Annotated in this window: 17 protein-coding genes; 11 read left to right on the forward strand and 6 right to left on the reverse strand. The window is 73.3% G+C overall.

Features of this window, described 5'->3' with window-relative positions; all coding sequences use genetic code 11:
- Positions 1 to 4: 4 nt before the first annotated feature.
- From SKED_RS13555 to SKED_RS20770, 3 genes are all read right to left on the reverse strand, one after another.
- Entirely contained in the window at positions 5 to 3,340 is a 3,336-nt protein-coding gene (locus SKED_RS13555) for an ATP-dependent helicase (RefSeq protein ID WP_012867735.1), read from the reverse strand.
- On the reverse strand, positions 3,337 to 6,648 hold the full coding sequence (locus SKED_RS13560; RefSeq protein WP_143755742.1) for an ATP-dependent helicase: 3,312 nt from the start codon (positions 6,646 to 6,648) through the stop codon (positions 3,337 to 3,339). The genes SKED_RS13555 and SKED_RS13560 overlap by 4 nt, the downstream gene beginning before the upstream one ends.
- A 114-nt stretch (positions 6,649 to 6,762) precedes the next feature.
- The gene (locus tag SKED_RS20770; protein ID WP_052293898.1) at positions 6,763 to 7,776 is read right to left on the reverse strand and encodes a DUF3152 domain-containing protein; all 1,014 of its coding nucleotides are present in this window, start codon (positions 7,774 to 7,776) and stop codon (positions 6,763 to 6,765) included.
- 151 nt (positions 7,777 to 7,927) lie between these two features.
- Here SKED_RS20770 and SKED_RS13570 point away from each other — a divergent pair, with 151 nt between their 5' ends.
- From SKED_RS13570 to SKED_RS13600, 7 genes are all read left to right on the forward strand, one after another.
- Complete coding sequence (locus SKED_RS13570; RefSeq protein ID WP_042438073.1) at positions 7,928 to 8,602, forward strand: TetR/AcrR family transcriptional regulator; 675 nt, start codon at positions 7,928 to 7,930, stop codon at positions 8,600 to 8,602.
- A 66-nt stretch (positions 8,603 to 8,668) separates the two neighbouring features.
- Complete coding sequence (locus SKED_RS13575) at positions 8,669 to 8,893, forward strand: DUF3107 domain-containing protein (protein ID WP_012867739.1); 225 nt, start codon at positions 8,669 to 8,671, stop codon at positions 8,891 to 8,893.
- 257 nt (positions 8,894 to 9,150) lie between these two features.
- A complete protein-coding gene (locus SKED_RS13580) occupies positions 9,151 to 10,446 on the forward strand; it encodes an ABC transporter substrate-binding protein (RefSeq protein ID WP_012867740.1) in 1,296 nt (431 codons plus the stop codon).
- Between the two features lie 9 nt (positions 10,447 to 10,455).
- Entirely contained in the window at positions 10,456 to 11,421 is a 966-nt protein-coding gene (locus SKED_RS13585; RefSeq protein ID WP_012867741.1) for a carbohydrate ABC transporter permease, read from the forward strand.
- Positions 11,421 to 12,350, forward strand: coding sequence for a carbohydrate ABC transporter permease (locus SKED_RS13590; RefSeq protein WP_012867742.1), 930 nt, complete (start codon positions 11,421 to 11,423; stop codon positions 12,348 to 12,350). Before SKED_RS13585 ends, SKED_RS13590 begins: the two co-directional genes overlap by 1 nt.
- The gene (locus tag SKED_RS13595) at positions 12,347 to 15,121 is read left to right on the forward strand and encodes a beta-galactosidase (RefSeq protein WP_012867743.1); all 2,775 of its coding nucleotides are present in this window, start codon (positions 12,347 to 12,349) and stop codon (positions 15,119 to 15,121) included. Before SKED_RS13590 ends, SKED_RS13595 begins: the two co-directional genes overlap by 4 nt.
- Positions 15,122 to 15,143: 22 nt before the next feature.
- Entirely contained in the window at positions 15,144 to 16,376 is a 1,233-nt protein-coding gene (locus SKED_RS13600) for an ROK family transcriptional regulator (protein ID WP_012867744.1), read from the forward strand.
- A gap of 33 nt (positions 16,377 to 16,409) precedes the next feature.
- Here the strand turns inward: SKED_RS13600 and SKED_RS13605 are convergent, their stop codons facing one another.
- Positions 16,410 to 17,165, reverse strand: a complete 756-nt coding sequence (locus tag SKED_RS13605) for a ferritin-like fold-containing protein (protein ID WP_012867745.1) — start codon at positions 17,163 to 17,165, stop codon at positions 16,410 to 16,412.
- Positions 17,166 to 17,498: 333 nt separating this feature from the next.
- Between SKED_RS13605 and SKED_RS13610 the strand changes: the two genes are divergently transcribed.
- The 3 genes from SKED_RS13610 to SKED_RS13620 all read left to right on the forward strand — a co-directional run bounded on the left by SKED_RS13610 (position 17,499) and on the right by SKED_RS13620 (position 21,330).
- Complete coding sequence (locus SKED_RS13610; protein ID WP_012867746.1) at positions 17,499 to 19,280, forward strand: DEAD/DEAH box helicase; 1,782 nt, start codon at positions 17,499 to 17,501, stop codon at positions 19,278 to 19,280.
- A gap of 184 nt (positions 19,281 to 19,464) precedes the next feature.
- Positions 19,465 to 20,889 carry an alpha/beta hydrolase family protein gene (locus tag SKED_RS19115; RefSeq protein WP_012867747.1) on the forward strand — a complete coding sequence of 475 codons (1,425 nt, stop codon included), beginning with the start codon at positions 19,465 to 19,467 and terminating at the stop codon, positions 20,887 to 20,889.
- Between the two features lie 3 nt (positions 20,890 to 20,892).
- On the forward strand, positions 20,893 to 21,330 hold the full coding sequence (locus tag SKED_RS13620; protein ID WP_012867748.1) for a MerR family DNA-binding transcriptional regulator: 438 nt from the start codon (positions 20,893 to 20,895) through the stop codon (positions 21,328 to 21,330).
- Positions 21,331 to 21,356: 26 nt separating this feature from the next.
- On the opposite strand, the gene SKED_RS13625 is transcribed toward SKED_RS13620, so the two are convergent.
- Both SKED_RS13625 and SKED_RS13630 read right to left on the reverse strand, forming a co-directional pair.
- Positions 21,357 to 21,917 carry a MarC family protein gene (locus SKED_RS13625; RefSeq protein ID WP_042439304.1) on the reverse strand — a complete coding sequence of 187 codons (561 nt, stop codon included), beginning with the start codon at positions 21,915 to 21,917 and terminating at the stop codon, positions 21,357 to 21,359.
- 65 nt (positions 21,918 to 21,982) lie between these two features.
- Entirely contained in the window at positions 21,983 to 22,837 is an 855-nt protein-coding gene (locus SKED_RS13630; protein WP_012867750.1) for a PHP domain-containing protein, read from the reverse strand.
- Between the two features lie 127 nt (positions 22,838 to 22,964).
- Between SKED_RS13630 and SKED_RS13635 the strand changes: the two genes are divergently transcribed.
- Positions 22,965 to 23,870 carry an alpha/beta fold hydrolase gene (locus SKED_RS13635; RefSeq protein WP_012867751.1) on the forward strand — a complete coding sequence of 302 codons (906 nt, stop codon included), beginning with the start codon at positions 22,965 to 22,967 and terminating at the stop codon, positions 23,868 to 23,870.
- Positions 23,871 to 23,874: the final 4 nt, after the last annotated feature.

Here is a 23,874-nt window from a genome sequence, read left to right on the forward strand (position 1 = left end):
CCGCTCAGACCTCACCCCGCACGAGCGCCTCGAGCTCGGCGAGCCCCGCGAGGCGCTGCGGCCGCACGGTCGTGTCGTCGGCGACGTAGTAGAACGCAGCGGAGACGTCCTCGAGCGGGGTGCCCGACCACTGGGACCAGGCGATCCTGTACACGGCGAGCTGGACCTCTCGGGCCCGCGCCGCCTCCCGGTCGGTCGGCGCCCGCCCGGTCTTCCAGTCGACGACGACGACGCCCGGTGCACGGTCCGGTCCGCCCGGCTGCTCGGGGTCGAGGAACACCGCGTCGATCCGGGTCCTGGTGATGACCCCGGCGATCATCGTGTCGATGGCGACCTCGACCTCGAGCGGGACCAGTCCCGACCACACCGACGCCTCGAAGGTGCGCTGGAGGTCGGCGAGCGCAGTGTCGCCGTCGACGAGGTCGTCGTCCGCGCCGGGCATGTCGTCGAGGTCGAACAGCGACGTCGAGCCGTACTGGCGTTCCACCCAGAGGTGGAAGGCCGTGCCGCGTCGTGAGTGGACCGACGGCTGCCGGGGCACCGGGCGCCGCAGCGCGAGGGCGTAGGCGTCACGGTCGCGGGCGATCTCCACGAGCCCGGAGGCGGAGACGTGCGCGGGGAACTCCATCGCGGTCACCGCCGTGCGTCGGGTCAGGCGCTCGGCGAGCAGGATCTCGCTGAGCTCGGTGAGGTCCGTGCCGTCGCGGGCGAGCACGGGCTCGGTGCTCGCCGGGTGCTGCGCGACGTCGACGAGGGCGTCGAGGACCAGGTCGCGCGAGCGCCGCAGCAGCTCGAGCGGCTCGCGCAGGGTCGCGCTGCCGTCTGCGGCCTCGGCGGCCGACCCCTCCGGCCCGTCCGCAGGCTCGTCGACGGGCGGCCAGAGCGCCTCGGGCGTGAGGTCCTCGCGCGGGTTCGAGGTCCCGGGCTCGGGCTGCTCGGCGACGGTGAACTCGGCGAGGACGCCGGCCTCGTGCAGCTCGGTGAGGAACAGCGAGGGCGTGCTGGGCTTGGTCGCGCTGCGCCACCAGGCCCCGGTGAGCAGCAGGTCGCTCCGTGCACGGGTGAAGGCGACGTAGGCGAGGCGGCGCTCCTCGGCGACCTCGTGCTCCCCGCACCGCTCCCGGAAGTCGACGAGCCGCGCGTTGAGCTCGGCGGAGTCGTCGGCCCCTGCGAGGGAGAGCTCGGGGAGGTCGCGGGCGTCGCCGCGCAGCGGGAACGGCAGCTGCCCCAGGCCCGTGAGCCAACCGGAGGAGGTGGGTCCCTTGTCGCCGGTGGTGCGGGTCGACGGGAAGGCCCCGTCGACGAGACCGGGGACGGCCACCACGTCCCACTCGAGCCCTTTCGAGGCGTGCACGGTGATGAGCTGGACCGCCTCGGGGTCCGGGGCGCCCTGAGGTCGGTCGAGCCCCCGCTCGCGCTGCTGGGCTGTCGACAGCCAGGCGAGGAACGCGCCGAGGGTGGCGAGCTGTGACGTGTCGGCGAAGGTCGCGGCGACGTCGCGGAAGGCGTCGAGGTGCGCCCGTCCCCGCGGGTCGGCGGTCGGGCGGGTGCTGGGGGCGTCGTCGCGGGCGCGGGCGGCGACCAGGGCCATCTCGATGTCCAGGCCGAGGGCTCGCTCGGCCCGGTCCACGAGCTCGGGCAGCGACAGGTAGGTGAGGGCGCGGAGCTCGCGGAGCATCCCGGCGAGCGACCGCAGCCGCCCCCACCCGGCATCCGAGAAGGAGCGCCCGTCAGGCCCGACCCAGCCCTCTGCGGGCAGGTCGTCGAGAGCGTCGACGATCGAGCGCTCGTCGGTCACGTCCCCCTCGACCGGGCGGTCGGCACGGTTGCGGCGGCCGAGCTCCGCGGACCGGCTGGCGAGGGCGTGCAGGTCGGCGGCCCCGAGGTTGAGCCGCGGACCGGTGAGCAGCCGCATGAGCGAGTCGCCGCGCGACGGGTCGTGGACGACCTCGAGCAGCGCGACGAGGTCGACGACCTCGGGGGTGGTGAGCAGCCCACCGAGACCGACGACCTCGACCGGCAGCCCACGCTTGCGCAGCGCCGCCTCGATGGCGGGGAACTGGCTGCGGGCACGGCACAGCACCGCAGCCGTGGTGGTGCCCGGCTCCCACCTCTTGGCGACGAACTCGGCGATCGCGGCGCCCTCCTCCTCGACGGTCGCGGAGTACACGCCGTGCACCGAGCCGAGGCCGGCGGAGGGCCGGGGCTCGAGCGACGGCAGCGAGTTGTCGGGGTCGGCGAGGTAGAGCGGGCGCGAGGTCGTGTTGGCGACGTCGAGGATCGCGAGGTCGTTGCGCCAGGACGTGCTCAGCCGGTGGACCGCGGCGGGACGCCCCTCGCGGTCCCGGAACTGGTCGGGGAACCGGGCCGGGCCGGAGGCGCTCGCCCCGCGCCACCCGTAGATCGACTGGTTCGGGTCGCCGACGGCGGTGACCGGGTGGCCGTCGCCGAACAGCGACGACAGCAGGCGGATCTGCGCGTAGGAGGTGTCCTGGTACTCGTCGAGCAGCACGACCGCGTACCGGGCGCGCTCCCCCGCGGCGACGGCGTCGACCTCGACGGCCAGCTGCGCGGCGAGCGACACCTGGTCGCCGAAGTCGAGGGCGTCCATGGCGCGCTTGCGCTGCTGGAAGGCCTCGACCACCTCGAGCAGCGCGTGCCGCTCCCCGAGGGACCGCGCGAGCTTGCCGAGGTCGGCGTGGAGGGATCGGCGCTTGCCGCCGAAGGGCGTCGAGGTGATCTGCTCGACGAGCCGGGCCACCTGCTCGCGGGCCTCGGCGACGGTGAGCAGGTGCTCGCTCAGGGCGTTCGAGAGGTCGAGCACCGCTGCGACGACCGTCGAGACGGCGGCGTCGGTCCCGAGGTCGCCGTGCCAGCTCTCGACGAGGTCGCTCGCCACCTGCCAGCTCGACGCCTCGGAGAGCAGGCGCGCACCCGGCTCGCGGCCGATCCGCAGCCCGTGGTCTCCGACGAGCGAGGCCGCGTAGGAGTTGTAGGTCGAGATGGTGGGCCGGTCGAGGGCGTCGAGGGCGGAGCCGCCGGACCCCGCGCGGCTGCGGCGCAGCTGCCGCAGGCGACGGCCCACGCGGTCCGAGAGCTCGCCGGCCGCCTTGCGCGTGAAGGTCAGGCCGAGCACCTCCTGCGGCTCGACGAGACCGTTGGCGATGAGCCACACGACACGCGCCGACATCGTCTCGGTCTTGCCGGAGCCGGCACCTGCGACCACGAGCATCGGGGCGAGCGGGGCCTCGATCACGGCGGTCTGCTCCGGGGTGGGCCGGTGCTGGCCGAGCAGGTCGGCGATGTCGGCGGCGCTGAGCGTCGGGCGCGTGGTGGTCATCTCTCGTCCCTCTCCGCGGGGGCTGGCATGCCGAGGTCGACGACGTGGCGCCCCTCGTTCTGGACGGGGCAGGCCCGTCGCACGCCGCAGGTGGCGCACATCGAGTTCTCGACCGCCCGGAACCTGCCGCCCGCCATGGTCTCGGCCGCCTCGGTGACGAGCGTGCGCGCCCAGCTGTCCTCACCGGTCTCGAGGGCTTCTTGCGTACGGCGGGTCGCACCGCGGGCGCCGTCGCCGACGAACACGAGCTGCGCGCCGACGCTGCGGACCCCGGGGCCGAGCTCGGGGAAGGCCCCGGACTCGACGGCGAGCTGGTAGGCGCCGAGCTGGGCGTTCGTGGCGGCCTCGGCGACGCTGGGGATCCCGCGGCCCGTCTTGAGGTCGGTGACCCGGACGCCGTCCTCCCCGCTGCGCTCGAGCCGGTCGACCGAGCCGCGGAGCACGGCGCGCCCGACCTGCACCTCGAAGGACTCCTCGACGAGCACCTCCCCCGAGATCTCGGTGTAGTAGTCGGCGAGCCGCCGGACCATGGCGTCGGCCCGGCGTCGGGTCTGGGTGGCGGGCCAGCCGTCGGGCATCCCGAGCTCGTGCCAGCGACGGTCGAGCTCGGCCGCGAGCTCGGCGTGCCCGGCCGCGGGGAGCTCACGGGCGATGTCGTGCACGAGGTTGCCGACCGACTGCGACAGGGCGCTGCCCGCGGTCCCACCCGCGCTCTCGAGCGCCCACCGGAGGGCGCAGCGGTGCACCTGCTCGACCTTGGACGGGGAGACCGGCACGGTCTCGTCGGGGGCCCGCAACGCCGCGGGCGTCGAGAGCTCGGCCGAGCCGTACCAGCTGGTCGGGTCGGCCTCGCCGACACCGGCACCGGCCAGCCGGGCGAGCAGCCCCGCGACCGACGCCGCGCGGGCGGTGCTGGCTGGGGCAGCCGTGCGCGCTGCGCCCTCTGACCCCGCTGATCCCGCTGAGCCCGCTGAGCCCGCTGAGCCCGCTGAGCCCGCTGCACCGTCCATGCTGAGCGCCGCGGCGAGCTCGGTGCGCAGGGTCGACACCACACCGCGCAGGTCGAGGGGGGCCGCGAAGACGTCTGGCGGCTCGGTGTCGCTGCCGTCGTCGTCCGGGGAGACGAGGTCCACGAAGACCGACGGCTCTGAGTCCACGTCGCGGACCGCGGTGACGACGAGCCTGCGGGACGCCCGGGACACGGCGACGGCGAAGGCGCGCAGCTCGTCGGCGAGGACGGCGCGGCGCGCGTCGCGCCCCGTCGAGGTGGCGTCCTGCGAGCGCCCGGAGAGCACGTCGACCAGCGCCTGCGACCCGAGCATCGAGTCGCGCAGCCGCAGGTCGGGCCAGGTGCCGTCCTGCACGCCGGCGACGACCACCACCTCCCACTCCCCGCCTGCGGCGCCCGCGGGGGTGAGCAGCTGGACGGTGTCCGAGGCTGCGGCACCCTTCGCGAGCGTGTCGGCGGGCAGGTCCTGCGACTCAACGTGGTCGGCGAAGGCCACGGCGGTCGCCTGCGGGACGCGCTCGACGAAGGTCTCGGCGGCCCGGAACACCGCCATCACCGCGTCGAGGTCGCGGTCGGCGCGCGCGGCTCCCGGCCCGCCGTTCACGGCGATCGAGCGCCAGGTCTCGGCGACGTCGGCCGCAGCCCACAGCGCCCAGAGGACCGTCTGGGCGTTGGCACCGGGAGCTTCGAGGGCAGTGCGGCCCGCCTCGAGCACCCGGGCGACCCGTCGCGGCGCACGCACGACGTCGGACGGGAGCGTCACCACCCGTGCCGGGTCTCCGAGAGCCTCGACCAGGAGCGCGTCCGAGGTCCGTCCCCCGCCCCCCGCGAGCTCCTCGCCCCGGAGCGCGCGACGCAGACGGCGCAGCCCGACGGCGTCGATGCCACCCAGGGGCGAGGTGAGGAGCTCGACGGCGACCTCGGGGGCGAGGTCTCCGGTGGCGGAGGCACGCAGCGCCCGCAGCAGCGGGCGCACAGCGGGCTCGTCGCGCAGCGGGACGTCGGTGCCGACCACGGCGACCGGGACCCCGGCGCCGCCGAGCGCCCTGCGCAGCCGGACGAGCTCGGACCCCGAGCGGGCGACGACGGCCATCTGCGACCACGCCGTCCCTCGCACCAGGTGCTCGGCGCGGAGCGTCTTGGCGACGTGAGCCTCCTCGAGCGCGGGGCTCGGGAGCACCGCGGTCTCGACGGTGCCGTCAGTGCTGTCGGTGCCGTCGGAGGCCTCCGCCGCGGCGGCTGCGGCGTCCAGCGACCGGGCGGGCGCCCGACGGTGCTCGACCGCGCCGACGGAGCCGATCTCCTGAGTCACGGAGCGCACCACGTCGCGGAGCACCGCGCCGTGGCGCCAGACGGTCCCGAGCGTGTGCACCTGGGCACCGAGCTCCCCTGTCGACCCCGCGTCGAGGTCGAGGGACCGGCTGGTGGGCGGGCTCCCGGCCGAGGCCCGCCCGACGAGCGCTGGCGTCGCGCCGCGGAACGCCTGTGCCGAGGTGTCGGGGTCCGCGAGCAGGACGAGCCGCGCGCCGTCGCCCGCGAGCACGTGGCACAGGCGCGCCGTCGCCGCCGTGGCCTCTTGGTAGTCGTCGACCACGACGAGGTCCCAGCGCGGGCGGTCGTCGGCCTCCCAGGTCTCGAGGGTGCGGGCCGCCTCGTCGACGATGCCTGCGGGGTCGTAGCGCTCGCCGGCGTCGGGGGTCAGACCGCGCAGCGCCATCACGGCGAGGTACTCCTCGTAGAGCCGACCGGCCGCGACCCACTCCGGCCGGGAGTGCCGTCGACCGAGAGTCACGAGGTCCTCCGGGCCCAGACCGCGCTCGGCGGCTCGCATGAGGAGGTCGCGGAGCTCCTCCCGGAAGCCGCGGAGCTCGAGGGTCTCGGCCGGGACGGTGGCGGGCCACCCGACGTCGACGCCCTCGCCCGCGGCGTGCCCGGCGAGGAGCTCTCCGAGCACGAGGTCCTGCTCGGGGCCGGTGACGAGGGTGGGTGCCGGCTCTCCCGCAGCCTGCGCCCGGGCCGTGAGGACGGTGAAGGCCGCCGAGGGTGCGGTCCGGACGACGGCGCCGCGGACGGTGAGCCCGAGCCGGGCGGCGAGGGTGTCGCGGAGGTGCCCCGCCCCGCGCCGGGTGGCGCCGAGGACGAGGACGGAGTCGGGCGACACCCCGTGCTGCTCGACGGCTGCGGCGGCGAGCTCGAGGGCGAGGGTGGTCTTGCCCGAGCCCGGTGCCCCGAGGACCAGGGTCACCGGCTGCTCGAAGGCCGCCTCGAGCGCTGCCTGCTGGGACTCGTCGAGCCGCACGAGGGACGACGGTCCCCGGGTGCTCGGTCGGGAGGCAGGCGGTCTCAGTTCCACAGACCGCATCCCATCACGCGCCACCGACATGCGGCGGGAGCGCGCGCGGGTCCGCGCCTGTCAGGGGAAGGGCCAGCCGTTGGGGACGCAGCGGATGGTCGCACCGCTCTGCTGGACCATGACCGGCGCGAGGTCGGTCGTCGCCCCGCACTGCTCGTGGCGGTGCCCCAGCACGTGGCCGACCTCGTGGTTCACCAGGTACTGGCGGTAGGCCGCCATGTCGTCGCCGTAGTTGGGCGAGCCCTCGACCCAGCGCAGGTAGTTGAGGACGGCGTGGTCGGTGACGCCGCAGGACCACAGGCCACCGGTGTCGAGGGGCGCGCAGAGCCTGTCGACCGTCGCCGGGCTCGCGAGCGTCACGGTGAAGGTGGCGTCGGCGGCGTCGGTCCGGGCGAAGGTGCGCGAGCCGTCGCCGCCCCAGCTCCGGGCGTCGTTGAGCGTCGAGAGCACGACGTCGGCGACCTTGGCGCCGTCGACGTCGAGGCCTGCCTCGACCTGCACACGGACCGTGAGGACCTCTCCGGTCCCGGGGGCCTCTTCTGCCCCGGGGACCACCTCGAGCGCACCGCCGGCGTCGGCGGGGACATGGGTCGACAGCATGCCTGCCGCGAACCCGACCTCGTCGACGCCCTCGGGCAGCACCGGCACCACCGGTGCCTCGACCTCGCTCGCGGCGGGGTCGACGGCCTCGGCCGGCTCGTCCGCACCGGGCCGAGCGGCAGCGACGGCGTCGAGGGTGTCCGTGTCGAGCGGGTTGGCCGAGAGCACGCTGCCGGAGCCCGCGCCGTCGACGGCCTCGCGGTCGCCATCACGGCTGGCCCGGTCGTCGACGCGGGACGCCACGGACTCGGATGTTCCACCTGATGAGACCGTGCCCACGGGCTCGCGAGCGCTCGAGGCCGACCACACGGCTCCTGCGCCGGTGCCCGCCAGGACCCCGGCGAGGAGCAGCGCCACGGCGGGTCGGGCACGGATGCCGGACCGACGAGAAAGGGGCGCTGACGTGGTGGTCTGCTGCCGCGCGGCCGCCGCGCGCAGGGCGCCGCGCGTCGCCGCCGGGGTGCCGTCGGACACGCCCGGACGCGCTGCGTCACGAACGCTCCGGCGAGTCTCACGGGGGCGGTCCACGGCCCCCATGCTGCCAGAGACCCGGCGTTCGAGGCCCTACTCTGGCCGTGTGGTCAACCACCCTCCACCCGATCCACACAGACGCCTGCGGCCCCGCATGCCCAAGTCCGAGCGTCAGGCGCAGATCCTCACGATCGCCCAGGACCTCTTCGCGACCCACGGCTTCCACCACATCTCCATGGACGACATCGCCGAGCGCGCCGAGGTGTCCAAGCCGATCCTGTACCGCCACTTCCCGTCGAAGCTCGACCTGTACCTCGCGGTGATCGACGAGCGCGGCCAGGCCTTGGTCGACTCCGTGGCGCTCGCCCTCGTCCCGGTCCGCGAGGCTGCTGCGGCCGCCGCGGCGTCGGGGAACGCCGACCGTGACGTCGACGGGTACGCGGTGGTGCACGCGGTGGTCCGTGCCTACGTCGACTTCGCCGACGGGTGCGGCGTCGCCGCGTCGCTGCTCTTCGAGTCCGACGTCACGCGCGACGACGTGGTCCGCGAGCGCGTCGAGGAGCCCAACCGGCGCAACGCCGAGCTGTTCGCGGCGGCGCTGGCGACGTTCACCGACCTCACGGAGGCCCAGACGCTCACGGTCGCCCGCACCGCGACGGTCATGGCCCGGGTGGCGGCCTCCGACACGCTGCGGGCCGATCGCGACGCCGACACGGCCCGCGCCGCGGACGGCGAGACGACGATGGACACCGCCGAGCTGGTCGCACAGTTCGCTTGGCGCGGAATTCACGGGATGGTGCGACGCGAAGTGCCCTCCGAGGGGCGATGATCGTCGGGAGACATCACGAGCACGGCTGACCGGCAGCGCTCACGCACCTGAGGAGAGTGGGACTTCGTGGAGATCACGATCGGTGTTCAGAACCTGGCACGCGAGATCGTCGTCGAGACCGACGCGACCGCGGACGACGTCGCCGCACGCGTGAGCGCGGCGCTCAAGGACGGGTCCGTCCTCGAGCTCACGGACGCCAAGGGGCGTCGCGTGCTCGTCCCCGCCGCGACCATCGGGTACGTCGAGCTCGGCTCGGAGGAGCAGCGCAAGGTGGGCTTCGGCGCCATCTGAGCGACCGCTGCCGTACCTGCACCACCAGCTCGACCGCACGACCCAGAAGGCTCCCCAGGCGATCGCCGCCCGGGGAGCCTTCGTCGTCCCCGGGCTCGTCCGGTGCGCCGGGCACCGTGCGCCCGCTCGGGGCCCCCGTCGGCGGCCCCCTGGACAGCACTTCTTCTGAGAGTTATTTTAACTCTGCGGGGAAGCAGGCGACGATGCCTGCAGGCGATGGAGCCACCCCCGCGACGATCGCAAGGAGGCGACCAGCAATGGGCATCATGGACACGGACTTCTCACGACGCGGGTTCTTGGCGAGCACGCTCGTGGCCGCAGCAGGCGTCATCACCCTCACCGCGTGCGGCTCGGACAGCGGAGGGGGCGGGGGCGACGGAAAGCTCGTCATGACCGTGTGGGGCGGCGAGGTCGACAAGGCGGCGTACCAGGCACGCATCGACGCCCTGGTCGAGGCGAACCCCGAGATGAGCGTGACGCTCCAGCTGATCCTCTCCGACAGCTACGCGCAGAAGGTGCAGACGATGATCGCGGGCGGCTCGGGCCCCGACATCATGCAGGTCGCCGAGAACGTCAACGTCTACTCGAGCAAGAACCAGCTGCTGCCCCTCGACGAGCACATCACCACCGCAGGCCTCGACCTCGACGCCCGCTTCGGGCCCGTCGGCTCGGTCTACTCCTACGAGGACGCGGTGTACGCGATCCCCGACCGATCCGGCGCGGCGATCCTCTACTACAACAAGGGCCTCTTCGAGTCGGCCGGCATCTCTGCCCCGACGGCGGACTGGACCTGGGACGACATGCTCTCGGCGGCCCAAGAGCTCACGGTGCCGGGCGAGCGCTGGGGCTACGCGGGCGCGGGCTGGTGGCCGCTGTGGTGGAGCTTCGCCCACCAGAACGGCGGGGCCATCATCGACGAGGCCGGGCGGCCCACGGCCGACTCCGACGCCGTCGTCGAGGCTTTGCAGTACTGCGGCGACCTCGTCTTCAAGCACAAGGTGGTCCCCTCGACCATCGACTACGCCAACATGGGGACGGACATGGGCGGCGACCCGGCCTTCGCCGCCGGGCTCGTCGCGATGAACACCACGGGATTCTGGAACGTCGGCTCCCTCGCCGAGCAGGACAGCGTCGAGTGGGACATCGCCCCGATGTGGCGCGGCAAGGAGCAGGCCGTCGCGACCTTCGGCTCCGGCCTGGCGATCTCCCGGACCGCCAAGGACCCGGCACTCGCCTTCAAGGCCATCGACTTCCTCACGAGCGACAAGGCCCAGCCGCTGGTCATCTCGATGAAGCAGGACGTCCCGGCGAACGTCGAGGTCCAGCAGTCCGACGCGTTCCTCTCACCCTCCTGGATGACCGACCCCGTCAACATGCAGGCCTTCCCCGAGTCGTCGTCCTTCGCCTTCAAGTCCACGTTCATCCCCCAGTGGAACGAGATGCAGCAGGCCTTCACGGACGGCCTCGCGGACTTCTGGCTCGGCAAGCAGGAGGCTGCTCCGGCCCTCGCGACCATCCAGGAGCGCCTCGAGTCGATCATCCCCACGGCATAGGCGGCCGACATGGCCACCTCGCTCAGCCCCTCGGCGACGAAGCCGACGGAGCCACCAGCACCCAGCCCCGCAGCCCCTGTGCGACGGATGTCGACGAGCCGCAGGCGGGAGGCACGGTACTTCTACCTGTTCATCTCGCCGTGGATCGTCGGGTTCCTCGCCTTCATGCTCGGCCCGATGATCGCCTCGGTCTACTACTCCCTCACCGACTGGGACACGTTCACGCCGCCGACCTTCGTCGGGATCGACAACTACGTGCGCCTCTTCACCGACGACCCGATCTTCTGGAAGGCCCTCGGCAACACGTTCTACTACGCGGCGATCTCCGTGCCGCTCGGACTCGTGCTCGGGCTGTGGCTGGCGCACCTGCTCAACAAGCAGGTCAGGGCTCGCAAGCTGTTCCGCACCCTCATCTACCTGCCGACGCTCGTCCCGCTCGTCGCGACGGCCATGATCTTCCAGATGGTCCTCGCCCCCGACGGTCCGCTCAACGGTCTGCTCGGGTGGTTCGGCATCGACGGACCTGCCTGGCTGCTCGACCCCGACTGGGTCAAGCCCGCGCTCATCGTGCTCTCCGCGTGGGGAGCCGGCGGGGCGACCGTCCTGCTGCTCGCCACCATGAAGGGCATCCCCAACGAGTTCTACGAGGCGGCCGAGATCGACGGCGCCGGCTCGGCCCGGCAGTTCTGGTCGATCACCTTCCCGCAGGTCACCCCGATCATCTTCTTCAACCTCATCATGGGCCTGATCGGTGCGTTCCAGATCTTCTCGCAGGTGTACATCCTCACCTCGGGCGGCCCCAACAACGCGAGCCAGATGGTCGTCCCGCTGCTCTTCAACGAGGCCTTCTCGTACTACCGGATGGGCTACGCCTCGGCGATCTCGTGGGTCCTGTTCGTCATCATCCTGCTGTTCACCCTCGTCGCCTTCCGCACGTCGCGACGCTGGGTCTTCTACGAGACGGAGATGCGCTGATGGCCATCACGACCACACCGGCGGCGGTCACGGCACAGACCGCGCGCGCACCGCGCGACGAGCCCGAGGGCCGCGGCCGCACGCTGCGGGCCTTCAAGGCCTCCCCCGCGACCTACGCCGTCCTGCTAATCGTCTCCGCGATCCTCTTCGTGCCCTTCGTGTTCGTCGTGTCGATCGCCCTGTCGAGCGACCAGACCGTCAACACCAACAGCTTCACGGTGATCCCTCGCGAGTTCGAGTGGGGCAACTTCGTCAGGGTCTTCACCTCGGACCTGCCCATGGGCCGGTTCGTCGTGAACTCGGCCGTCATCGCGTTCTTCGCGGTGATCGGGCAGGTGATCTCGAGCTCCCTCGTCGGCTACGCCTTCGCCAGGCTGCGAGCGCCGGGGAAGAACGCCGTGTTCCTCGTGGTCCTCGCGACCATGATGATCCCCGCGCAGATCACGATGATCCCGCAGTTCATCCTCTTCAAAGAGCTCGGCTGGGTGAACACGTTCCTGCCGCTCATCGTCCCGAACTTCTTCTCGAACGCCTTCAACATCTTCCTCGTGCGGCAGTTCGTCTCCCGGATGTCGTCGGAGGTCGACGAGGCCGCGATGATGGACGGGCTCGGGTTCTTCGGCATCTACCGCCGGATGATCCTGCCCATGATGTTCCCGATCCTCGTCGCGATCGGTATCTTCACGCTGACCGCCACGTGGGGTGACTTCATGGGGCCGCTGATCTACCTCAACGACGAGTCCAAGATGCCGCTCGCCCTCGGTGTGCAGTACATCGCCAGCACCGGGCAGGCGCTGCAGGCACCACCGTGGAACTTCGTCATGGTCGGGTCGCTCCTGCTCACCGTGCCGATGATCTGCGTCTACTACCTCGGCCAGAAGTACCTCTACGAGATGAACCTCAGCGGCGGAAGCGCAGGTGTGAAGTGACGACCACGACCCTCGACCACCACGTCCGGCTCACCGACGGGCACCTGCTCGTGGACGGACGCCCCCGCGTCCTGCTGTGCGCCTCGCTCTTCTACTTCCGGCTGCCCCGCTCGCAGTGGCGTGCCCGGCTCGAGCAGGTGCGGGCGTCGGGGTACACCAGCGTCGACGTGTACCTGCCGTGGAACTTCCACGAGACCGAGCCCGGCACCTGGGACTTCACCGGGGAGCGCGACGTCGCGGCCTTCCTCGACCTCGCGGCCGAGGTCGGGCTGCTGGTCGTGGCCCGGCCGGGCCCCTACATCTGCTCGGAGTGGGACGGCGGGGCGCTGCCCGCGTGGCTCACCCTCACCGACGGCCTGCGCGTCCGCCAGCACGAGCCCCGGTTCCTCGAGCAGGTCCGACGCTGGTTCGACCAGGTCGGACCGCTCCTCGCGGCCCGGCAGCTCGGTGATCCCCTCGGCACCGGGGCCGGGGGCACCGTGGCCCTGGTGCAGGTCGAGAACGAGCTCGACTTCTTCGACTGCGAGGACCGCACGGCCTACGTCGGCGCGCTGCGCGACATGCTCGTGGCGCACGGCATCAGCGTCCCCGTCGTCGCATGCAGCGGGCAGGGGGACCTGCAGGGCGCGACCGGGGACGTCGACGGCGTCGTCCCGGCGTGCAACTTCTACCCCGACGACTCCTCCCCCGCGGTCGAGTCCGAGGTGCTGCGCTACACCCGCGAGCTCGCCTCGCGGGGCCTGCCGCTGCTGGTCACCGAGACCAACCGACGGCACGTGACCCTCCGCAGGCTGCTCGTCTCCGGCGCCCGGCTCCTCGCCCCCTACCTCCAGGCCTCGGGCTACAACTTCGGCGCGACGCCGTCGGTCGGCAACTGGGGCGACCCGGGCAGCCTCATGGCCCACGACTACGACTTCGCGGGGTACGTCTCCCCCGAGGGCACCGAACGCCCGGAGTTCCTCGAGGCCCAGCTGCTCGCCCGGGTCGTCGAGACCCTCGGCCCCCGGCTCGCCGCCGCGACACCCGCCGACGGACCGGCCACCGAGGTCGAGCACACCGGCTTCACCACCGCCGACCACCTCGCCGCCCTCGACCTCGACGGCGGCGGTCGCCTCCTCGGGCTGCCGAACCTCTCGGGCGCAGCGGGCACAGCCGTCCTGCGAGCCCCGGACGGTCCCGTCGACGTCGAGGTCGGAGCCGATCGGTGCGCTCTCGTCCTGGTCGACCTGCCCCTCGCAGCCTGGGGGCGCCGGGCGACGCTCGCGCTGGCCACCGCAGACCTCGTGGACGTCCGCGAGACCGTCGGCGGGCTGCTCCTCGAGCTGGTGTCCGACACCCCCACGACCGTCGTCCTCACGGGCTGCGGCGAGGGAGCGGCGGTCGACGGCCGCCCCACGGGCGACCTGGTCCGCCTGCACCTGGGCCCCGACGCCCCATCCGCCGTCGTCACGACGGCGGACGGGCGGGTCGTCGTCAGCGTGGTGCCGGTCTCCGAGGCCACCCGGCACAGCGCAGCCGTCGACACGCGAGCGCAGGCCACCGAGACCGGCACCGGAGATGGGGCAGACGCCAGCACCCTCGACGTGCGCACCGTCCGCTCCACCACGGCCCACCTCTGGGCAGGCGCGCCGGTGACCACGCACGACGACGGCGCACCCCCGCTCGAGGCCCTCGGCGTCTACCGCGGCCGCGGGCGCTTCCGCACCACCGTCGACGCCGAGACGGCGCAGGCGCTGCTGCTCGTCGGCGCGAGCGACATCGTCGACCTCCGGCTCGACGGCACACCGCTGCCGACCGTCGCGCGGTTCGGCGCCGCGCACCTGGTCGACCTCGCCCACCTGTCCGGGACGGTCGACCTCACCGCCGACGTCGAGATCTGGGGGCACTCCAACTTCGACGACAGCCGGCTCCCGGCGCTGCGGCTCGGCTCGCTCCGCGGGGTCGGCGAGGTCTTCGCCGTCACCGCGGCCGACGACGTCACCGCCGGCTGGGTGGTGACCGACGGCGACCGTGCCCGCGCCACGGGTGAAGGTGCGGGTGAGATCTCGGCACCGCACGGGCCCACCTGGCCCGGCCACGGGCCGGGACCGCTGCGCACGCTCGGCGGGTGGTCGAGCACCCGGCTCGGCGCACCGGTGACCTACACGCGGTCGGTCGTGCAGGCCGCCGGCGCTCGGACGGCGCTGCGCCTCGACGGGATGGTCCGCCCCGTCGAGGTCTCCGTCGACGGCCACCCCCACACCCTGGTCCACCCCGCAGACCCCTGGCTCGTGCTGCCGACCGCCACGGACGCAGGCGACGCCCCCGCGCCGCGCACGCTCTCCCTCACCTGGCCCCACGACCCCGACGCCGGCGGCCTGCGCGCGCAGGTCCTCACGCTCAGCCCGCTGACCTGCTGGGACGCGCGCCCTCTGCCCGAGCGACAGCTCGACGCACAGTCCGTGCAACACCGCGACGGCGACACCGTGGACCTCCCTGTCGACCTGACAGCCGGCGAGGACCTGTGGCTCGACGTCGACGTGCCCGCCAGCCCGACCGGTCGCCGCATCCGGCTCTCCGGCCGTCAGGTCCGCGCGACCGCGTGGCTCGACGGCCGCAGCCTCGGGCGCGTGTGGCTCGGCGACGACGCCCGACCCGTCGTCACCGGAGGCGACCCCGAGGCCCTGTGGACGCCCGAGACCGCCACCGACGGGGTCCTCACGCTGCTCGTGCACGGGACCGCGGGCGGACCTCCACCCCGCCTCGACGGCGTGGCACTATCAGCACCATGAGACGAGCGGGCAGAGGTGCGCCATGACCCGGCGGACCGCACGTGACCTGCGCTCCGACAGCCGGTCGGCGGTGCTGCGGGCGTTCTTCAGCCTGCGCACCGCCACCCGGCAGGAGCTGTCCCAGCACACCGGGCTGAGCGTCGCGACCGTCTCGACCCTCGTCAAGGAGTTCCTCACCGCAGGCGTCGTCCACGTCGAGGCCGTCGTCTCCTCCGGGGTCGGCCGCCCCCTCGAGCAGCTGCGACTCGACCCCTCCCGCGGCTACATCGTCGGGGTCGACGTCGCCGAGACCTACGTCGAGACGACCGTCTTCGACCTCAGCCTGGACCCGCGCGGCACCGTGTCCGTCCCGCTCGACGAGCACCAGAACTCGCCGCAGTACGTGGTCGACGGCATCCGCCTCGCGGTGCACGGGGTGCTCGCGCTGGCGGGCGTCAGCACGTCGTCGGTCGTGGGGGTCGGGGTGAGCCTCCCGGGGCAGGTCCAGCCCGACCTCGGCGTCTCCGTCTTCGCGCCGAACTGGGCCTGGCACGACGTCCGGATCAAGGAGCTGCTCACCGCCGAGCTCGGCATGCACGTGCACGTCGACAACCCGCTCAAGGCCATCGCGGTCGCCGAGCTGTGGTTCGGAGCCGGGCGCGAGCACCGCGACCTCGCGATCGTCAACCTCGGCACGGGCGTCGGCTCGGGGTTGGTGATCAACGGCGAGCTGGTCCGTGGCGTGAGCAACAACGCCGGCGAGTGGGGGCACACCCTGCTCGCGCTCGACGGGCGCCTGTGCCGCTGCGGGCGGCAGGGGTGCGTCGAGGCGTACGTCGGGGTGAACGGGATGAAGGCGACGCTCTCGGAGATCCAGCCGGACCACCCCGCGCTGCTGCAGCAGGAGCAGCGCCGGTTCGTCGACGCCGTCTACGAGGGTGTGGTGGCCGGTGACCCGGTGTTCGTCGAGCTCGTCGACGAGACGGCCCGGTACCTCGCGGCGAGCCTCGGCGACCTCGTCAACATGATCAACCCCGAGCACGTGGTCCTCACCGGGTGGACGGTCGCGCGCCTCGGCGACTGGCTCATCCCGCTGGTCCGCGCCAAGATCCCGGACGCCGCGCTGCGGTCCAGCGTCGCCGTCCTGACCGTCAGCGCGTCGTCCCTGGCGTCGAGCACCGTGGCCCTGGGCATGAGCACGCTGACCCTCGAGCACTTCCTGGCGGCCGTCGGGCTGCCGAGCCGCACCGGGCCGGCACCGGCTCAGCAGGGCTGACCGGGGCCGCCCGGCCGACGAGGCCTGACGCGGTCAGGCGGTGAGGCCGATGCGCCCCATCCGGCGCGAGTGCTCGGCGGTGAGCAGGGAGAACAGCCGCGCCGTCGTCATCGGGGGTCGAGCAGCCTCGGCGGGGTCGGCCGTCGTGGGGACCGGCTCGCAGACGAGGACCCTGCCGAGCGCCGGGCGCGCGGAGAGCAGGTCGTTGACGAACCCGAGGGCCTCGCCCACGAGGCGACGTCCCCACAGGGCGAGCCTGGAGCCGAGCACCTCGTCGGCGGCAGCGGCCGCGGCCAGCTGCTCGGCGGCCAGCGCGTCGGGGGCGAAGGAGGCGAGCGCCGCGTCGACGGCCTCGCGGCTCGGGCCGTCGAGGCGCTCCGCGAGGACCCGGAGGAAGTCGTGCGCGACGCCGAAGCCGACGTAGCCCTTGAGCAGCCCCTCCCACCACGTGCTGGGTGCGGTGCGGTCGACGAAGTTGTCGAAGCTCCCGACGAAGGACTCGAGCTGGGCTGCCGCGTCCCCGCCGAGCGCGGTGACCCGGTCGAGCACGGCGCCCTGGCCCGCGAGCGCGGCCGAGGCGAGGTGGGCCAGCTGGAGGCAGGTGTCGAAGTCCTCGGCGTGGCGAGAGTCCCCGGCGAGCTGGGTGAAGGCCGCGAGCTGTCCGTACGCGACGAGGCCGAGGGTCTCGCACTCGTCGGCGGCGGTCGGGGGTGTGCGGTCACCGGGGCTGACCTGCGCCGTCGCAGGTCCGGTGGGCGCCGGGTGGGCCGGTGCGTGTGCTTCGCTCATCCGACCAGGATAGGCCGGTGCGCAGCGACACCTGCTCGTGCGGGTCGCGCGGCGGCGCTGCGGACGTCGTCGGGGCGTGCGGCGGGTGCGGTGGTTCCTGCCCTTCTCGGGGGGCATCGGCTAGACTGCCCCCTGTACAACGGTTGCCCGGTCGTCTCGACCCTCGTCGTGCGCTCACGCCTCGCTGCGTGGATGCCGCCCGACACCGCCTATCCGCGATCGGCTGCCGGCCACAGGCGAGCTTGCCCGTCCTGACACCGGAACGACGCGGAGTCTTCGCGCCGTGGCCCCTGCAGCGACGTGTGGCGCCGCCCAGACATCACATGAGGCAACGTGACCAGCTCTACTTCCAGCAGCGTGCAGGCTGCAGACGTGACATTCGGCGACTTCGGGGTGCGCCCCGAGATCGTCCAGGCCCTCGCCGACGCCGGCATCGTGGCTCCCTTCCCCATCCAGGCGATGACGCTCCCGGTGGCGATGGCAGGGCACGACATCATCGGCCAGGCCAAGACCGGTACCGGCAAGACCCTCGGGTTCGGCGTCCCGCTGCTCCACCGCGTCGTCGCCCCGGGTGAGCCCGGGTACGACGAGCTCCCCGCGCCGGGCAAGCCCCAGGCGCTCGTCATCGTCCCGACCCGCGAGCTCGCCGTGCAGGTCGCCAAGGACCTCGAGGCCGCCTCGACCAAGCGGTCGGTGCGCATCGTCCAGCTCTACGGCGGACGCGCGTACGAGCCGCAGGTCAAGGCGCTCGAGCAGGGCGTCGAGGTCGTCGTCGGCACCCCGGGCCGCATGATCGACCTCCTCAAGCAGGGGTTCCTCGACCTCACCCGCGCCCAGTGCGTCGTGCTCGACGAGGCCGACGAGATGCTCGACCTCGGGTTCCTGCCCGACGTCGAGAAGCTCCTCGCCCGCACCCCGGCCGTACGCCACACGATGCTGTTCTCGGCGACCATGCCGGGTGCCGTCGTGGCGATGGCCCGTCGGTACATGAAGCAGCCGACGCACATCCGCGCGAACGACCCGGACGACGGCGGCCAGACCGTCAAGAACATCAAGCAGGTCGTCTACCGCGCGCACGCCCTCGACAAGGTCGAGGTCCTCGCCCGCATCCTCCAGTCGGAGGGTCGTGGCCTGTCGATCGTGTTCGCCCGCACCAAGCGCACGGCCGCGAAGGTCGCCGACGAGCTCGCCGACCGCGGCTTCGCCTCGGGTGCGATCCACGGCGACCTCGGCCAGGGCGCCCGCGAGCAGGCGCTGCGCGCCTTCCGCTCGGGCAAGATCGACGTCCTCGTCGCGACCGACGTCGCGGCCCGCGGCATCGACGTCGACGAGGTGACCCACGTGGTCAACTACCAGTGCCCCGAGGACGAGAAGACCTACCTGCACCGCACCGGCCGCACAGGCCGCGCGGGCCACAAGGGCACCGCCGTGACCTTCGTGGACTGGGACGACCTGCCCCGCTGGTCGCTCATCAACAAGGCGCTCGACCTCGACATCCCCGAGCCCGTCGAGACGTACTCGACGTCGCCGCACCTCTACACCGACCTCGACATCCCCGAGGGCACCAAGGGCCGCCTGCCCCGGTCGGCCCAGACCCGCGCGGGTCTCGACGCGGAGGTCCTCGAGGACCTCGGCGAGACCGGCAAGCGCGGGGCGGCCCGCCCGGCGCAGTCCGGCGGACGCGACTCCGGACGCGGTGACGCCGGACGCGGTGACTCGCGTCGCGACGGACGCTCGGGCGAGCGCTCCGGCGGTCGTGGTCAGGGTGGCCAGGGCAGCCGTGGCGAGACCGGTCGTGGTCAGGGTGGTCGCGACAGCGCACCCCGCGAGCAGAGCACCGTCGAGACCGCCCCGCGCGAGCAGAGGACCGTCGAGACCGCCGCCGAGGCACCCGCCGAGGGCACGCGCCGTCCGCGGACCCGCCAGCGCACCCGCACCACGGGCACCGGCGCCTCGGAGCAGGCGTCGACCAGCACCTCGACGAGCACCTCCTCGAGCGCCCCGGCGGCCACGACCGAGGGCGAGGGCGGTCGTCCGCGTCGTCGCCGTCGTCGTCCTGCCGGCTCGCAGGGCTCGGAGCAGGGACGCAGCCCCGAGGCACCTGTCTCCGCCTGACGCACGAAGCACGAAGCACGAAGCACACGAGCGGCGGTCTCCCCGGAGGCCGCCGCTCTGTCGTGCCTCCACCCCTCCGCGGCGTCTCCACCCCTCCCGCTTGACCCTGGACCGAGGTCCAGACCCTAGCGTGACCGAGCACCGGCCACGAGGGCCGGTCAGGTCGAGCAGGAGGTCACAGACGATGTGGATCGAGATCATGGCGGCCGTCGCGGCTGCCGCGGCGGCGACGGCGGCGTTGGCCGTCGGGCCGCGCAGGCCCCGGACGACCGTCCTCCTCGGCGTCCTCGCCGCTCTCCCGGCGCTCGTGGCAGCAGCGAGCGGACCACGTGCCCCGGCTGCGCTCGTCTACGCCGCAGCCGCTGGTGCGCTCGTCGTGGTGCTCCTCTCCCGGCGCCGGAGCCCCGTGCTCGCGCTGGTCCCCGTCGTCGTCGGGGGGCTCGCGCTCGCACCCGCCGTCGTCCTGCCGCCGCTCGAGCTGCCTGCCCCGAGCAGCCCGCAGGTCTCCGGGGCCGCGAGCCCGGTGGTCGGTCGGCTGACCTACGAGTGGACCGACCGGTCGCGTGACGACCCGTACCTCGACGGAGCTCCCCGCCGGGTGCTCGTGGACGTGTGGTACCCGGGGACGGGCGGCCCCCAGGAGACGTCCCCCTACCCGGGCGACGCCGTCGCGGGGGCGCTGTCGAGCGCTCTCGGAGCGCCGGCGTGGCTCTTCGGCTACCTGTCGCAGGCGTCGACGCCGGTCGTCGCCGACGCCGCGGTCGCCCCGTCAGCCGACCCCTACCCCGTGGTCCTCTACTCACCCGGCAACGGCTCGACGCGCTTCCAGAACATGGCCCTGGTCGGTGCGCTCGTCGCCGACGGCTACGTCGTGGTCGGCGTCGACCACCCGGGGACGGCGGCGTCGCTCACCTTCGCCGACGGCAGCACCGTGGTGGGCAGCCTCGCGCCCCCGCCCGCAGCCGGCCCTGAGGCGGGCGAGGACGACATCATCGACGTGCGCGCCGAGGACCTCTCCTTCGTCCTGAACCAGGTCGAGGCGCTCTCCACGGGCGACGGACCGCTCGCCGGCCGGGTCGACACCGGGACGGTGGCCGTCGTGGGGCACTCCTACGGCGGCGCGACGGCCGTCGAGACCGCGGCCCGGGACGACCGGGTCGACGTGGTGGTCGCGCTGGACGGGACGCTGTGGGGCACGGCCACCTTCCGAGACGGGATCAGCCAGCCGCTGCTCTACGTGCAGGCCACCGGCACGGTCGCGCTCATGGAGCCCGGGGCGCGCACCGACCTCGACGAGGAGTACTTCGAGCACGCACGGGACGGGCTGGACCAGGTGTTCGCCGAGGCGCGGTCCGACGCGACCTACGTCCTGGTGGAGGGCGCGAACCACTACACCTTCACGGACCTCGCGCTGCTCAGCCCTCTGGCCCGGGACGGTCTCTCGGCCGAGGAGTCGGCAGGCGTCACCGAGGACCTCGTGCTGACGTACCTCGACCAGCAGCTGCGCGGCGCGGACGTCGACGTGCTGCAGGTCGCGGCGCGCAGGCCTGGCCTCGACGTACGCTCGAACCCGGAGAGCATCTTCGGCGACACAGGATCGGGGCGGTGAGGGGTGCGACGCGGCGAGCTCGCCCGGGCGACGGGCCTGAGCATCGACACCCTGCGGTTCTACGAGGACCAGGGGGTCATCCCTCCCCCGCCGCGGCTGCGCAACGGCTACCGCGACTACCCCGAGCACTACGTCACGCTCCTCGGGTTCGTGCAGGAGGCGCGGGTGCTCGGCATCCCGCTCCGGCGGACGGCCGAGGTCCTCGCCGCCCTGGCGGACGGGGCGACGGCCGACGACCTGAGAGCCGTCGTCCAGGAGCGGCACGACGAGACCGTCGCGACGATCACCCGGCTCACCCGCCTGCGCGACCAGCTCGGTGCGCTCCTCGAGGTCCCGGACGCGGACGTCGACAGGTTCGTCGCGTCGTTCGCGTGGGACGGCCGTGACCTGGACGCCCCCGCACCTCCCGGAGAGACGGGAGGGCCGGCACCCGTCGACTGACGGGTGCCAGCCCTGGGCCTCGTCGGCTACGCGGTCTGGACGAAGGCGATGACGGCGTCGGCGATGAGCTGGACCGCGATGGCCGCGAGCAGCAGGCCGGCGATGCGGGTCACGAGGAGCGTGCCGCCCTCGCCGAGGATCCGGTGCACCACGCTGGCGAAGCGCATGGCGACCCACAGGCACACGCACACGAGGACGAAGCCGACGAAGATCGACACGAGGGAGCGGGCGTCGCCGTCGGCTCGCTGCACGAACAGCATCGACGCGACGATGGCACCGGGCCCGGCGAGCAGCGGCGTGCCGAGGGGCACGAGCGCCACGTTGACGTTCTTCGAGCTGGCCTGCGGCTCCTCCATCTTGCCGGTGAGCAGCTCCATCGAGATGAGGAACAGCAGCACACCGCCCGACGCCTGGAGGGCAGGGATGGAGATGTGCATGTAGGTCAGGAGCTGCTGGCCGAAGATCGAGAAGGCGAGGATCACGCCGGCGGCGACGAAGATCGCGGTGCGGGCGGCCCGTGCCCGCTGCTTGTGCGTCATGGCGCTGGTGAGGCCGAGGAAGATCGGCACGGTCCCCGGGGGGTCCATGATGACGAACAGGGTGATGAAGACCTCGATGAACAGACGAGCGTCGAACACTGCGTCCAGAGCGCTCACGGGCGGATCACGTCACTACGACCTATCTCTTCGATCAGGGCGAGCACCGCGGGGTCTGTGGTGTTCTCGCCGAGCCGGTTGGGTTTACCGGCTCCGTGGTAGTCGCTCGAGCCGGTCACGAAGAGGTCGAGGGACCGGGCCATCATAGTGAGTCGCCGCTGCTGCTCCGGACCGTTGTCGCGGTGCTGCACCTCGAGCCCCAGGAGGCCCGCTGCGGCCATCTCCTCGATGACCTCGTCGCCCACCACACGTCCGCGGCCGTCGGCGCCCGGGTGCGCGAAGACCGGCACCCCGCCGGCCGCGCGGACGGCACGGATCGCGTCGAGGGCGTCCGGGGCGTAGTGGGGCACGTAGTAGTCCGACCCGGTCCGCAGGATCGTGGCGAAGGCCGCCGACCGGTCCGGCGCGTAGCCGGCGTGCACCAGGGCGTCGGCGATGTGCGGTCGGCCGATGGTGGTGCCGGGCTCGGTCTGGGCGAGGACGTCGTCCCAGGTGACGTCGAAGTCGCGCCCGAGCAGCCGCACCATGGTGCGGGCGCGATCGGAGCGCGCCAGCCGCACCTCGTCGTTCTGGGCCACGAGGGCCGGGTGGGTCGGGTCGTGCAGGTAGCTCAGCAGGTGCACGCTGATCCCGGCGGAGCGGGCCGACACCTCGGTCCCCCGGACCAGCGCGACCCCGGACCGCAGCGCCGCCTCGGCGGCCTCGTCCCAGCCCGCGGTGGTGTCGTGGTCGGTGAGCGCGACCACGTCGAGACCGGCCGCGGCAGCCGACCCGACGACACCAGCCGGGCTCTCCGTGCCGTCGGACGCGTTCGAGTGGGTGTGGAGGTCGATCAGGAGGTCGCGGGGCACCCGCACACTCTACTTTCACGGGTCGTCCCCCGGCCGCGCGCCACGGGCACCCGCCACGGTGCGATGCTGACCGGTGGCCCCGCTCCCCCGGCGGGCCTGGCAGACCAGAAGGAACAGGTGGTCCGACGTGCAGCGACCGGCGATCGTCTTCGTCCACGGGGTGCGCAGCTCCAGCGCGCTCTGGGACCCACAGCTCGCAGCAGTGCGCGCCGAGGGTTACGAGGCCGTCGCCGTCGACCTCCCCGGGCACGGCGCGCGACGCGACGAGCGGTTCACCCTGCCCGGCGCGATGGCGGTGCTCGACGAGGCCGTGGCCGGCGTCGGCGGCAGGACCGGCCCTGTCGTGCTCGTGGGGCTGTCCCTCGGCGGCTACGTGACGCTCGAGTACGCCGCCCGGCAGCCCGCACGGCTGGTGGGCGTCGTCGCGTCGGCCTGCACCTGCGACCCGCACGGCAAGCCGGTGCTGCTGTACCGCGACGTCGCGCACCACGTGGTCCGCGCGCTCGGCGCGGTGGGGGCGGCGCGCGCGCACCTGCTGCGTCTCCCCCACCTGCCGGGCACCCGCCGCAGGCGGCCGCTCCCGGTGACGACGGCCCACGTCGACGGCACCGGCACCCCGCCCCTGGCGGGAGGGACGCCCGAGCCGTTCCGACCCGGCTGGGACGTCGTCACCGACATGCTGGGGCAGCTCGCCGGACGCTCGGCGATCGAGAACGCCGCCCGCGCCCAGGTACCGGTGTGGTTCGTCAACGGCCGCCGCGACCACCTGCGGCTCGAGGAGAAGAAGTACCTCGCCGCCGTGCCGCACGCCCGCCTGGTGGTGGTCCCGGGCTCCGGCCACGACGTGAGCTCCGAGGCGCCGGACGAGTACGACGCCGTGCTGCTCGGCGTGCTGGCCGACCTGGAGGCAGGGCGCGCGACGTCCCCAGGTTCCGTCGCACCCTCCCACCGTCCGCGTCGTGACCGCGGGCGCCTGCGAGCCACCACCGCTGCGCCGGGACCGGGGACTGTGCCGAACGCCGCCGCGGTGTGAAGAT

The organism is Sanguibacter keddieii DSM 10542 (genome assembly GCF_000024925.1).
Lineage (GTDB): Bacteria > Actinomycetota > Actinomycetes > Actinomycetales > Cellulomonadaceae > Sanguibacter > Sanguibacter keddieii.